Source organism: Fangia hongkongensis FSC776 = DSM 21703 (assembly GCF_000379445.1).
In the GTDB taxonomy this organism is placed as follows: domain Bacteria; phylum Pseudomonadota; class Gammaproteobacteria; order Francisellales; family Francisellaceae; genus Fangia; species Fangia hongkongensis.
Map to the genome: position 1 here is coordinate 1 of NZ_KB902271.1, position 13,709 is coordinate 13,709.

Below are 13,709 nucleotides of genomic sequence, written 5' to 3' on the forward strand. Positions count from 1 at the left end.
GACGACCTGAATGTTCACTAAAGCAGTTTGATAGATAATCATCCAGCTTCTCCCAATCAATAAAATCAGCTAATAAGCAAAGTTTATGAGAAAGATCAATTTGCTCTGATAATTCTGGTTTGAATAGGTCTTTGGTTTCTTTGAATTTTTGCTCTTTATTACGCATGAAATTGCAAGGTTTTGCATGGTTGATACCATAAATCTTGCAATTTAGCTTGCGAAATTTCAAGTGCTAACACACTACTTATATAGCTTTAAGGAATTTTTCAGGGGCGACTAGTTAAAAGGTCTTTGTCCGATCTGATTTTTGTATCTCCTAATAATATGATCTCTAGGCTATTTCGAAAGACATTCCTATATAATATCCATGCAGCTTCTACAAAATCTTGCCACTGTCCAGCGCTCCATGCTTGTCCACCTGCAAAAAAACCAAACCATGCATTGTCTAAATCATAATAATTTTTCATTAAATTTGCTGAAGACTTAAAGCGTGATTCTGACATCATAGTGTTATTACTATTATCTAACATGAGACAACCTCCATTTATATTAATTGAATATCAACAAGCCAAAGGCTTAATGGAAAGCGTCTGTTAAATAAGCCAAGAAAAATATATTAATATTTCTCAGAATTCGATATTGATTAGAAGAAAGCCACTGGAAGCTTATGCTCTTGGTGATCAATTGAGGAAAAATACCATTATGACCTAGGTATTCTATTTGTTGAAACAGGTACTGTTTGTTAAGACAGTAGTGTCTCCTCCCAACGCCAGCTATCTTTAACCATATCACTGAGATCCTTTTCAGCTTGCCAGTTCAGCTCTTTTTTGGCCTTTTGACAATCCGCATAGCATGTCGCGATGTCACCTTCTCGTCTTGCGGTAATGTTATAAGGAATGCTCTGCCCTGTTTCCTTTTCAAACGTTTTGATGACATCTAACACAGAGTTACCTTTCCCCGTGCCTAAATTCCAAATATACACCCCTTTTTTATCGTGAATATAATCACAGGCTTTTAAATGCCCTTTTGCCAAATCAACAACATGAATATAATCTCGAACACCGGTGCCATCTTCTGTGGGATAATCATCCCCATAGACAGACAGCGCCTTTAATTTACCACTTGCAACTTGAGTAATATAAGGCATTAGGTTATTTGGTGTCCCGCCTGGCAGCTCGCCAATCAAACCTGAACTATGTGCGCCAACTGGATTGAAATAACGCAATAGTGCAATCGACCATGTGTTATCCGCTTTTGAAAGATCTTGCAGAATTTTCTCAACCATCACCTTTGATTGACCATAAGGGTTGGTTGGCATGCCAATTGGACAGTTCTCGGTAATGGGGATTTCTTTTGGATCACCATACACGGTTGCCGATGAGCTAAAGACGATATTTTTAACATTCGCCGCTTTCATTGCCTCAAGTAAATTCAAGCTTCCAGCAACATTATTATCATAATACTCAAGTGGCTTTGAGACACTTTCTCCCACCGCTTTAAGGGAGGCAAAATGAATCACCATAGTGATGTCATATTGAGAGAATACTTCTTTTAAAATCGCTTCATCACGAATATCTCCTTCAACAAAAATGGGCTTATAGCCTGTAATATCATCAATGCGATCAATCATTTTTTTATGTGAGTTGGATAAATTATCAAGGATGACAACCTTATGCCCAGCCTCAATAAGCTCAATAGCGGTATGCGAACCAATAAAGCCCGTTCCACCTGTTATTAATATCATATTTTTACACCTTAATTTTATCTAAAAACACTATACCATTTCAGATAGCAAACTCAATCTTGTAAGCATCTAAGTTTGTCCCACCCCCGGAATGATCAGCTCAAATGGCGACCAACGGATACCAAAACTCAGCCCTAATAATGACCACACAACACCTTTGGCGCTTATCTTCCAACCGATCAAACCAAACAATGAAAACTGTGTGAGTGTATATTGATTGATGTAGTCCTTACCCAAAGCCTCTGGTGGCATTGCCTCGTAAAGTGCTGGCACATCACGCACGATATAATCAATAAACGTATTACTATTTGGCCCTGGCCATGCCCGATATGTCTCCTTATAGGGATAGTGATTTACTGCGCTTTCAATTTGACTGATCGCCTTATCTGCACTTACCCCAGTTAGCTCTTTTACAAGGATAGGACGCTGATCAAACCACTTTTTGTCAGGTGAGCCATATGAAACATCGATATAGGGTTTTCCTCTATTTTTATTCCACCCAATCACTTGATAGGTGGTAAATTGATGCGCATTTTTCTTTTTAACCGATAGCCACATATGCACACTAAACATACCGCGCCAATTAAATGCTCTTGCCTTAAATAACAACACAACCGACTCATCTTGATAAGCTGATGAATCAACCATATGTGCACTTGTCCTATCGGCATCTTTATAGGATTTTCCAAGTGTTAAATTCCCCTTCCAAAGCACCCAAATAGGTCCCATTAAAAGGAGCAAAAGTACGATAATAATCAACAATGTAGATTTTAGCATCCGAGCACCTTCTATCATTAAAACTATTACTATTTTAACAATCATCACGCCGATATTCAGTAAAACAAATCGAGTTTCTTCTTATCACAGTTGCCAATTTTTAGTGAATCATGCACAATGCCGTTAAGTTAATAAATTGATTGTCTACATGGGTCTTTTTAAACGTTTCAAACGTAATAATAAACTAGAAGAAAAAGTTAATATAAATACTGAAGAACTCATCGATGAGCAACTGCCGCACGATGAAGAGAATGACAGTGATGCTAATTTAATCGAAGCAGAAGCGAGTGCACCTCAAAGAAAGATGGATCTTGAAACTGAAGCTGAAACTGAAGCTGAAACTGAAACTGAAACTGAAAGTTTTACAGCCCCAGTTTCTGACACTCAACCCTCTAATGATCAAGAAGTAGCAGAAACACCAAAAGAGAAAACCTCTTTACTGTCACGCTTAAAGTTTGGTCTTAAAAAGACACGCTCTAAGCTCTCAGGTGGCATTGGGGAGCTTCTTCTTGGAAAGAAAATCATCGATGAAGATCTTATTGATGAGATTGAAATGCAGCTTCTGACCGCCGATGTTGGTATTGAAGCGACTGAGGAGGTCATGGAGGCCATTCGAAATAAAGTCTCTCGCAATGAGCTACAAACCATGGATGCTTTAACTTCACTTCTAAAAGAGAAGTTAAGTGATATTATCACACCTTGCCAGCAGCCACTTATCATTGATACAAGTAAAAAACCTTTTGTGATTTTAATGGTTGGGATTAACGGCGCTGGAAAAACGACCACCATCGGCAAATTGGCTAAACAATTTGAGCAGCAAGGCAAATCTGTTATCTTAGCAGCTGGGGATACTTTTAGAGCTGCGGCTGTTGAACAGCTTCAAGTGTGGGGAGATAGAAATAATATCCCTGTTATTGCACAACATACTGGCGCTGATAGCGCTTCTGTTATTTTTGATGCTGTTGAAGCGGCCAAGTCTCGAGGCATTGATATTGTCATTGCCGATACCGCAGGACGTTTACATACAAAAAGCAACCTAATGGAAGAGCTGAAAAAAGTCGCAAGGGTAATGGGGAAGCTAGACCAAAGTGCGCCACATGAAGTGATGCTTGTACTTGATGCTGGCACCGGACAAAATGCCATTATGCAGGCTGAGGAATTTAATAAAACCATCCCTGTTACGGGAATTGCCTTAACTAAAATGGATGGCACAGCCAAAGGTGGCGTGATTTTTGCTATTGCTAAGCGCCTTAAAACGCCTATTCGCTATATTGGCATCGGTGAGAAAATAGATGATTTACGCACGTTCCAATCAAAAGATTTTATCGATGCCCTTTTCACACAAGATAAAGAGAACTAAACAAAAGGATTCCCTTAATGATCGGGATACATAAATCAAAGCTTGATACTCCAGCACTTATTATTGATAAAGATAAGCTTGTTAACAATATTCGCACCATGCAGAATAAAGCGCGCGCGCATGGCAAAAATGTCCGCCCTCATGCTAAAACACATAAATGCTCAAAACTTGCCAAACTGCAATTAAATGAAGGTGCCATTGGGATTTGTGCAACCAAAGTATCGGAAGCCTTAGTATTAGCTAAATCCAACATTACAGGCATTCTTATTACCTCACCTGTTGTCAGTCAGTTGAAGTTAGAGAAGTTGGCTCAGCTCTATAAGCTACAAGCTGATACGATGATTGTCAGTGATAACAAGGCAAACCTTGATCAGTTAAACATACTTGGGAAATCCATCAACCAACCCATCAATGTGATTATCGACATTGATTCAGGTATTGGGAGAACTGGCTGCACATTTGATCAAGCGCTTGAGCTTGGGCTATATGCACACAAGCTTGATTTTCTATTCCTTAAAGGCATTCAATGCTACGCAGGACACTTCCAGCATATTAACACATTTAAAGCGCGTGAAAATGCCTCAAAGTTACTACTCAATCAAGCTGGCAATATTAAACAAGCACTAATGGATCAAATAGGCGTTAATGATTTAATACAAACCGGCTCTGGCACAGGAACCTACAGCATTGATCTGACACTTGAAAGTGTCAATGAGATTCAACCTGGATCTTATACTGTGATGGATAAAGAGTATTTTGATATCGAACAAAATCAAGCGCATTTTTTACCTGTGATGACCCTTTTATCAACAGTCATTAGTGACAATCACTCAACACACGTAACAGTTGATGCAGGACTTAAAGCCCTCTATAAAGACCCAACAAAACCAAAGGTTATTGCACCGCATAATGCACTTTATTATGACTGGGACTATTTTGGTGATGAACATGGTAAACTCACTGGCAAAAACCTTCCTAAAAATGGCGAAGTGGTTGAGATGATTGTTCCACATTGCGATCCTACCATTAATCTTTTTGATCAGTTTTATATCATAGAAAATGATATTGTGGTTGATATCTGGCCGATTGATCTTCGAGGGAAAAGCCAATAATCAGTGAAAGAAAGACTCAAGGAACAGCAGTATATGGAATTAACCAATCTTGCCATTAAAACAAACTTCATTGAGTATACTGAAACTACCAACATTATAAACCATGGCAGCTTTATTCAAATTTGTACAAAACATCGCCCTGATTTTATCTGGGGAAACTATCTTATATTCCCAAGTGCGCCACAAACAGTTGATTATGCAAGGTGGATAGACACTTTTAACCATGCATTCTCTAGCCAAAAACTACAGCATTATGCCTTTAGTTGGGATCGGCAAACTAAACCAAATGCAGATGCTTTTATTACAGCCGGTTTTAAACTGTGTGAAATGACCCACTTTAGCGATGGATAAAGCACAATTTAAGCCCTTTAGCTGTCATTTAAACCTTCTTATCACACCACGAAAAACCACTGATTCATGGGATGATTACAGTGAGATTCACTTTGATGCCAATTGGCACTATGGCAGTGATCGTGAGCAGCGGGATTTCCTACTGTCACATGTAAAAGAATATAAAGCCCTCTGCCAAAGAAACAAGGCCATGCGTTTTGTGGCTTATTTAGAGGGGATCGCCGTTGGTGATTTGGGCATTCATTGGCATGGAGACATTGGTCGATTTAATGCTGTTGGTGTTCATCGTAATTACCGAAATAGAGGCATTGCCAAAGCACTTATTAGCTACGCGGCCCATTTCGCTTTTGAGCAATTAAAACTTAAAAGACTTATTATCGTTGCTGTTACAAACTATCATGCATTTGATTTATACCAATCTCTTGGTTTTCAAGCTTTTCAAACTTATGTGACTTTAGAGAAGATTAACCCTTGATTTGTCTTAGAATATTTTAACAAATGGAGAATAAGCGAATGAAAATAGCAGTTGCAATAGCATCAGGAACCTTGAAAGGCGTATTTGCTCATGGTGTTTTAAGTGCTTTAGAAGAAAAAGGGATATATGCCAACACCTATGCATGCTCATCGTCATCAACACTCTCAGGAGGACTTGCTGCTGTAAAAAAGTCACGGGAGATAGGTGTTGATTATTGGATAAATGTTGCTCAAAAATCAGAAAAGCTTAATATGAGTGATGTCGTTTTATATAGTATTGATCACTATGGAAAACTTATCAAAAGTGTGATATTTAATAACAACTGTGCTCAATTACTCGTTGCAACTAGTGAAGTGATAACTGAAGAAGCAAGGATACTCACACAAGGTAATGGCGCGAGAAAACTAGGTAGAAAGTTATTAATACAAGCATTAAAAAAAGATACAAGCTGGGTAAAAGAAAACTTGCAAAAAGTGCTCTTTAGTTCAAAAGAAGATGCGAGTAATGAAACATTAACGTTTGATAATTTCAATGAGGTTGTTTACGCTTCAACACGGATGTTACATGCTTGGAAAACCCCTGCATGGGTTAATGATAAAGCTTTTATTGATGGTTCTTATACTTGCTCATGTCCTGCTTTAGAGTTAGCACAACAAAATCAGTTTGAAGCAATCATTGTTATCTCTTCTGATCCATTGCATTGTTACAATGATTTGTTTCAAACAACCTTACTAAGCCAAGAAACTGTACAAGCTAAAAAAGTTTATTGTATCTACCCTGATTTTGATTTGAAGGAAATAGGGGTTGATTATACGAAAGCAACAGAGCAAGGTATGCGCGATGCTTATAATCAAGGATTTAAAAAAGGAATTGAGTTAGCTAAAAACTTTATCGCTGAGCCACTTAAAATTTAATGTTAGGTAGATTAAAACATTAGCGCAACAAAGGTGGTGTTTCATACATTTCATCTGCACCAACCTCTTGGTTTTCAGGCTTTTCAAACTTACGCCACTTTAGAGAAAACAAACCATGACGAAAGCCGCTAGAGAGCACAGCTTATCAAGACTAGCACGCCATAATAAATTTTGATATTCTCTCATTCCAGTCTATGATTACTAATAGAAGCCAGTTGACCAAGCTTATTATCTTATGGAAAAAATTGCAATTATTGATGATGATCGTGATATTGCTGATGGGATTTCTGCCTATTTAGAGAGAAACTGCTATCAGACGGTAGTCTATAACAGTGGACACACATTTTTAGATGAGTTTCAGACACAGAATTTCTCACTGATATTATTAGATGTCATGATGCCTGAAATTGATGGCTTAGAGGTCTGTAAAGCCCTTAGAAAAACCTCTGATGTCCCCGTTATTTTCCTCTCTGCGGCTGGAGAGGCTTTTGATCGAATTTTAGGGCTTGAGGTAGGCGCTGATGATTATATTACCAAGCCTTTTGAAACACGTGAAGTGCTGGTTAGAATCAAAGCGGTATTAAGACGCCATCAAAATAATCACCCACAGGGCTCAGGCACCATAAAAACAAAATTTTGGCAAATATCACTCAGTAAACGAATGATTACTTATAATGATGAAACTGAGGTTAAATTTACCCCAGCCGTGTTTGAGTTATTTGAATATTTATATCACCACAATGGCAAAGCTGTATCACGACAAAAAACCTTTGAAGATTTACTTAAGCGCCCTTTTGAAGAATTTGATCGCACCATTGATATACGTATTAGCCGCTTAAGAAAAATGTTAGATATTGATCCTAGTCACAAAAATAGCTATATTCAGACAATCAAAGGCTCTGGGTATTTAATGAATTTAGAAGATGAACGTTAGTCTACGCAAGGTTATTCGCGCACAAAAGCTTCTTTTTAATATCGGCCTTGCCGTTGCTTTTGCGATTATTCTTATTCAATTTATCTATACCAGCTATTATATTTATCAAGGGGTGAATTTCACCAAGTCATCCTCCATCCAAAGCTATAGCAGTATCACAAACACCCAACTCTCGAGTTTAAAGGTATTTGATATTGGCACCTTTATTAACACTGATTCACATTATAACTTAACCGATCGCTTTGCATTTTTTTCAGACTCGCCTGCCTGCACCTCCCTTGGAATCTCAGCACTATTAAAGCAAATACAAACGCCTGTGCACCGCTGTGATAGCTATTTAAACGAAAGTGGTAACTGGCTAAATATTATCTATTACTCAAAATACCAGCTAAATACTCCATTAAGTGCAACCTTTGGGATCGTTATTATCGTGCTACTTGTTCTTATTTTTATCGCTGTGATCCAAATTAAATGGAGTATGCCATTTTTTGAGTTTCAGCGATTTGCACAAGATATGGGTATGCGTATGCAGGCAAGCCCCATTCATATTCACAAAGGACTTTTTACCAAACAAGCTGCAGAGACATTTGATTTTATGCAAGAGCGCATTACTAATGTATTAAAGTATCAAAATAAGCTTCTTGCCATGACTTGTCATGACATCCGTACCCCACTTGCCAGAATGCAAGCCAGAAGATTAAAAGAATATGGTAAACTGGATAAGCTCGATCAACGCGATATTAAAGAGATCAACCAAATGTTAGATGATTTAGTCTTATTTTCTAAGGATAACTGGCTAAGTGGCATTCAATTTGAGCCCACAAATATTAGTGATTTTTTTGAGGAATGTATTAGTGCCTATCTTGAAGATGGAAGACAGATCCGCTTTGTTAATATGCTCGATGAGGATATTGAAATTGACATTAAAAAAGCCGCATTCAAGCGCGCAATTAATAACCTGATTAACAATGCGCTTAAGCATGGTAAGCACGTTGAGGTTATTCTCACTAACAACCCAAATGCACCAAGACATTTACAAATTAACATTATGGATGATGGGCCAGGCATCCCCAAAGCTGAAATTAAGAATGTCTTTAATCCATTTTATACTGGCTCCTCCAGCATAAAGGGCAATGGGCTTGGTCTTTCAATCACTAAAGAGGTTATTGATATTCATGGTGGAGCGATTACACTTTACAACCGCCCAGAAGGAGGACTAGATGTTTGCATCTTACTCTAAACATCCTTGGGTGAATGTTTTCTTGCTTTTTGTGACGCTTTTTCTCTCTGCTGTGAGCTTTATGCTTTACACCATCTACATCATCCGAGAAATCGCACTTCATGATGTTTATTATGATTTATATCTGTATCAAAGCACGCTGTTTTTTATGATTGTCAGCCTGTATTCTCTGGGCTTTTTCATCTTGCCATTTTTGCATACACTGACAGGAAGCGTCAGCCACAAACAGCTTTTGTTTTATACATTTGGCATTCAACTAGTCAGTTTGATATTACTTTATTTTTTCTTAACCTTTCTTGTCATGCTGCTCTCTGTTATTGCGATGTCTCTCTATAACGCAGCCTTTGTACTTTTGTGTATTAACATCTGGCGTATTACGCCTAAAAAGTGGCGATTTTTGATGCTTGCATTGATTAATGGAATCGTAGCAAGCATTATTACCACTGCTTTTAAGCTTAGTTTTGTTGTGTTAGAGGCCGAAGATTTAAGCACACACTCTTTGCTGATCGTTTCAAGCATTTTTTGTGCGATTAATCTTTTTTTAGTTTTTTTAGCAAGTTTCCCTCGCTCATTAAAGCGGCCAATAAAACGCATCTCAGATCATCTTTTTATCAATATTTTTCACTTGGTAAAACATTACAAAGCCTTTGTTAGACTCCTTATCCTTGTTATTATCATTTATGTGTTTTATATTTCTATCGATGCTGCAAACATTCACTGGTTTATTCTAACCTACGAGCCACTATCGATTTACCAAATGTCAATTGTGATTATTTTAGCCTTTATCATTCTTATTTTATTTGGGGTTCTTGTGACCCAAACCAGAAGAACGCACCTTGCAATTGGCTTCTTTTTTATCGCGACTTGCCTGATCTCAGGGGCATTTTATTGGCTCTCTTATTATGACATCACCAATACACTAACCATTCAGTTATTTTATTTTACCTATGAGATTCTATCTTTGATCAGCTACTCTTTTATCATTGCCGCCTGTATTGATCGTCTATTTAGTGCATTTCCTAATAATCGTGTATTTACCTTCAGTGTATTTTATTTATTGAGTAATATTTTTATCTGGATTTCACTACAGTTTGTCAGTCGCCTTTTATAGCATATACTGATTCTCTCGACATAGCTTGAATAACACTGGATAGATTGTATGCGCAAAATCCACCAATTCTTGTAAATGAAAGCAGTTAAATTTTCTTTTTAGATACGAAACCCAGTAGTAGACCTTGCGCTTATTGACATCCATTTCAAGCGCAATACTCTCAACACTTTTATACTGTGACAACAAATATAAACATTGATGATAATGCTTTGGCAGATTCATTAAGTGCATATTGGTCAATGCATTTTGGTATAAAAAGCCTGCCACATTATGAGTTAGTGCCTCATTAGTATATTGATCTTGTAGCTCTACCACAGCGCTCTCTAACGGGTTTGCTGTTAGTGTCATTCTCATTTGATAAAAGCTATTTGCCTCCTTATAGCATAAATCAGCAAGCTGAGAGAAGTGATAGTAAAGCTTTAGCGTGTGGTTTAACCTCCGATTTAGATAGAACTTATAAAGTAAAAAATTCTGATAGCGATTATTTAGAATCACATAAATACTTTCATTTAATGTGTTTGATGATAAATCAAATGCCTCCACTAATTCAGAAAATAAATAGACGCCTGTAATCCTGCTTTTATGAATACGCTCCACTAACTGCCCCAGATAGGCATTATCAAGCTTATCTAACATATTCAAAGATGCAACTTGATAACCATTTGGAAACTTTGTTATCTTTAACACATTCTCCACATTCAAAAGAGACAATCTCTTTTGTAGTTTTTCTCGAGAAAACCCCATTCACACTCCCCTAAATTTTAATCGCTAATAGCCTAGTTCATTATGCAAAACCTGTTTCAGCTGCTTCAGTGAGCCTACCTCAAAGTGTTCTTTTAATTCAGAGACATACTTTTGAATAGTTCGTTCAGTTTTTCCAACTTCATAAGCAACAGATTTCAATGTGGGTAATTCGCAAATAAGCTGGTGAATTTTACACGATCGAACTTTTTGTCTGCCAAGTTTTCCCTGTGCCAAAAATGCTTTGTATTCTTTTGAAATATCATTACTCATCCTGATGCCACATGCGCTAACTCTTTTTTTATCCAGCTGATTAAATAAACGCTCAATCATGCTTTGCTGATCGCTGATAAAGGCCTCTATCAATGGGAAAGTGAATAATGAATTATACCTTTGAAGATTTGACGCTTTTTGATTGTAGTAAAAACTATACACTCTTACTTTATTATTAAACGACTCTATGTAGTAATAAGCACCCAAAGCTTTTTGCTTTAAGTAGTTAACGTACTCATCAGAAAAATTGCTCAGTTGGGCAGTACTAAAACTATAGCGGCTTTGATCATTTGATTTGGTAAATAAGCTTGGACATAACCACAAATTTGATTTTTTTGCCATTTTGTTTTTGAAATACTCATCGGAAAACTCAAGGTTGCTACTTAAATAACGAAACTCTCCCGTAATTGAGATTTCATGGATTGCAACAAATTGAATTCCTATTGACATCAATGGCTTAATAATTTGCAAGAAACTTTCACTTTGTGCATTTATACTTTGTAAATAATCGTGCATCCTTCCCCCATCTTGAATTCACACAAACTACTTTTCAAGTGTCTAAAAGATTTGCAATGAAATTATGTAGATATGAAAATTTTATGTATATTCTTCATAAAATTACTAACACTTTCGAGCCGCTATGCTTATATAATACGTAGAGAAGGAAAAAAATGCGGACAATAAACTATGATAGATTCAAGAACCCCTATCCAACATGTGCTGATTGTAGATGATGATATCGGCATCACCGAAAGCCTACAAAGCACGCTTAAAATTCGTTTTAATATAGACTCAACTGCGCTAAATCATACACAACATGTATTACAAACGATTCAACGTAAAAAATTTGACGCTGTCATTTTAGATTTAATGCTGCCAGAAACCGACGGTATTCAACTGTGTCAGCAAATACGCCAAATTTCAAACATTCCAGTTATTATGATCACTGCATCAGAAGATGTACACGAAAGGCTTTTTGCCTTTAAATCAGGCGTTGATGACTTTCTGGTTAAGCCGTTTAACACACATGAACTTATTGCGAGAATAGAGGCTATTCATAGAAGGCTTCGTAGTCCAGAGATGCAACTTAATGATCTGGTATACGCTTTTGAACGCTGGGAGTTTGACACAAGAGACTCCATGCTTCACAGTAGTGATACTGAAGTGCCACTATCTACCGCAGATGCACAACTACTTAAAACTTTTTTAGAACATCCAAATAGAATTTTGTCTCGTGATTTTTTATTAGATGCATCCAAACATAAACAGCGCGATGTCTATGACCGCTCTATTGATGTCCGCGTGGGGATATTGCGTAAAAAAATAGAGAAGAACCCCAAAAAGCCCACACTGCTTTTAACACAACATGGTCAGGGTTATATTCTAAACGCACCTGTACAGAAAAAGCAGGTATAATATGCAGCGCAAATATCACTCGCTTATCCTCTTACTTATTTTTATTCTTCTGAGTATCTTCAGTATATTCTATCTCTTCTATTCGGCCTTTGATGAAATTGAGCGCGATGTCCATGAAGAGCTACACCATAAGATCGCATGGGAAATTGCAAAGATTATTAAATACGGTGAAGATGAAGATTTAAAGAACTTTTTAGTTACCTTTGATAACAAACACTTCTCAAAACTTAAAATTCAACGAATCACCTTGAATCTTGCTCTATCTTCTAAGCCAAAATATACCCCCGATTATACCATTAAAAATGCGCTGGATTTAGAAGAAAAAATTGTCCACCATGATCAAGCAGAGCACCATTTTTCGGTATTTATACGCAATGGCTTATGGCTTGATATCAGAGTAACCAAAAACTATCATTACTTTTTTTCAACAATGTCTGCTGAATTTGCCATCATACTGTTAATTGCCTTGTTATTACTTATTGCCTGCTTTCTCACCTATCGCATGTACCGATTAACTCATTTAAGTCGAAAAATGCTTGAGAACTTGGGCATTCCAAATGACCCTGCACTTTATGCTAGCATACTAACAGGTCCAGATGCATTGTTTCAGGAGCTTAAACTTAGGATTCAAAACCTGACAAACACACGCTCTGAGCTCTTATCCTCAATCGCACATGATTTTAAAACACCATTATCAAGAATGCGCTTTCGCATGGAAAAACTTGAAGCAGACAACCTGCCTGAGGTAAATAAAACCATTGCAGATATTGACTTATTAAGTCAAACCATCAGTGATTTTTTAACGCTTGCAACCCTCTCAAAGCAAAGTGATAAAAAAGTTGATTTAAATTTGCTTCTTCTAACTTTACAAGAAAACTATCAAGATCAGGACTACCCCTTACATTATAATGAGTCTAAAAAACCCGTTGTCCTTCATAGCAGCGTCTCTGTGCTGAGTCGAATTGTTACAAACCTTGTTGATAATGCCCTTCGGTTTGCTAGCAATGTGTACCTTAAGCTTGAGCAACGAAAAAAACTCATTATACTCACTGTTTATGATGATGGCCCAGGCGTTAAACCTGACGATTTAAATAAGCTTCAAGAGCTCGGCTTCACACGCAACAAGGCACAGCATAAAAATCACTATGGCCTTGGGCTTGCGATTGTGCACGAGCTTGTTAGCTTAACAGGTGGAAAGGTTATCTTTTCAAACCGCCACCCTTCTGGTTTTGAAGTCAATATTTATTGGCATACTAAATAA

Annotated in this window: 15 protein-coding genes; 10 read left to right on the top strand and 5 right to left on the bottom strand. The window is 37.3% G+C overall.

What is annotated here, in order from left to right; all coding sequences use genetic code 11:
• Positions 1-266 precede the first annotated feature (266 nt).
• The 3 genes from A37Q_RS0110625 to A37Q_RS0110635 form a co-directional block, all read right to left on the bottom strand.
• Entirely contained in the window at positions 267-530 is a 264-nt protein-coding gene (locus A37Q_RS0110625; RefSeq protein WP_018300252.1) for a hypothetical protein, read from the bottom strand.
• Between the two features lie 212 nt (positions 531-742).
• On the bottom strand, positions 743-1,744 hold the full coding sequence (galE, locus tag A37Q_RS0110630) for a UDP-glucose 4-epimerase GalE (protein WP_018300253.1): 1,002 nt from the start codon (positions 1,742-1,744) through the stop codon (positions 743-745).
• A gap of 69 nt (positions 1,745-1,813) precedes the next feature.
• Positions 1,814-2,521: a DUF3750 domain-containing protein gene (locus A37Q_RS0110635; RefSeq protein ID WP_018300254.1), complete on the bottom strand. Its 708-nt coding sequence runs from the start codon at positions 2,519-2,521 to the stop codon at positions 1,814-1,816.
• A 304-nt stretch (positions 2,522-2,825) separates the two neighbouring features.
• Here A37Q_RS0110635 and ftsY point away from each other — a divergent pair, with 304 nt between their 5' ends.
• The 8 genes from ftsY to A37Q_RS0110680 all read left to right on the top strand — a co-directional run bounded on the left by ftsY (position 2,826) and on the right by A37Q_RS0110680 (position 10,018).
• Positions 2,826-3,881, top strand: a complete 1,056-nt coding sequence (gene ftsY, locus A37Q_RS15290) for a signal recognition particle-docking protein FtsY (protein WP_234393893.1) — start codon at positions 2,826-2,828, stop codon at positions 3,879-3,881.
• A gap of 17 nt (positions 3,882-3,898) precedes the next feature.
• Entirely contained in the window at positions 3,899-4,993 is a 1,095-nt protein-coding gene (locus A37Q_RS0110645) for a DSD1 family PLP-dependent enzyme (protein WP_018300256.1), read from the top strand.
• 33 nt (positions 4,994-5,026) lie between these two features.
• Positions 5,027-5,344 (top strand): hypothetical protein, encoded by a 318-nt coding sequence (locus A37Q_RS0110650; protein ID WP_018300257.1) that lies wholly within the window; start codon positions 5,027-5,029, stop codon positions 5,342-5,344.
• Positions 5,337-5,819 (top strand): GNAT family N-acetyltransferase, encoded by a 483-nt coding sequence (locus A37Q_RS0110655; protein WP_018300258.1) that lies wholly within the window; start codon positions 5,337-5,339, stop codon positions 5,817-5,819. The genes A37Q_RS0110650 and A37Q_RS0110655 overlap by 8 nt, the downstream gene beginning before the upstream one ends.
• Before the next feature lie 38 nt (positions 5,820-5,857).
• Positions 5,858-6,733, top strand: a complete 876-nt coding sequence (locus tag A37Q_RS0110660) for a hypothetical protein (RefSeq protein ID WP_018300259.1) — start codon at positions 5,858-5,860, stop codon at positions 6,731-6,733.
• A 235-nt stretch (positions 6,734-6,968) separates the two neighbouring features.
• Complete coding sequence (locus A37Q_RS0110670; RefSeq protein WP_018300261.1) at positions 6,969-7,667, top strand: response regulator transcription factor; 699 nt, start codon at positions 6,969-6,971, stop codon at positions 7,665-7,667.
• Positions 7,657-8,907 carry a sensor histidine kinase gene (locus A37Q_RS0110675; protein ID WP_018300262.1) on the top strand — a complete coding sequence of 417 codons (1,251 nt, stop codon included), beginning with the start codon at positions 7,657-7,659 and terminating at the stop codon, positions 8,905-8,907. The genes A37Q_RS0110670 and A37Q_RS0110675 overlap by 11 nt, the downstream gene beginning before the upstream one ends.
• Entirely contained in the window at positions 8,888-10,018 is a 1,131-nt protein-coding gene (locus A37Q_RS0110680; RefSeq protein WP_018300263.1) for a hypothetical protein, read from the top strand. Before A37Q_RS0110675 ends, A37Q_RS0110680 begins: the two co-directional genes overlap by 20 nt.
• Here the strand turns inward: A37Q_RS0110680 and A37Q_RS0110685 are convergent.
• Together A37Q_RS0110685 and A37Q_RS0110690 are read right to left on the bottom strand one after the other, a co-directional pair.
• Complete coding sequence (locus A37Q_RS0110685) at positions 10,013-10,762, bottom strand: hypothetical protein (protein WP_018300264.1); 750 nt, start codon at positions 10,760-10,762, stop codon at positions 10,013-10,015. The two genes, A37Q_RS0110680 and A37Q_RS0110685, sit on opposite strands and share 6 nt — an antisense overlap.
• Before the next feature lie 24 nt (positions 10,763-10,786).
• Entirely contained in the window at positions 10,787-11,548 is a 762-nt protein-coding gene (locus A37Q_RS0110690; protein ID WP_018300265.1) for a hypothetical protein, read from the bottom strand.
• Between the two features lie 171 nt (positions 11,549-11,719).
• On the opposite strand from A37Q_RS0110690, the gene A37Q_RS15295 reads away from it, so the two are divergent.
• Both A37Q_RS15295 and A37Q_RS0110700 read left to right on the top strand, forming a co-directional pair.
• Entirely contained in the window at positions 11,720-12,448 is a 729-nt protein-coding gene (locus tag A37Q_RS15295) for a response regulator transcription factor (protein ID WP_018300266.1), read from the top strand.
• A 1-nt stretch (position 12,449) separates the two neighbouring features.
• Entirely contained in the window at positions 12,450-13,709 is a 1,260-nt protein-coding gene (locus A37Q_RS0110700; RefSeq protein ID WP_018300267.1) for a sensor histidine kinase, read from the top strand.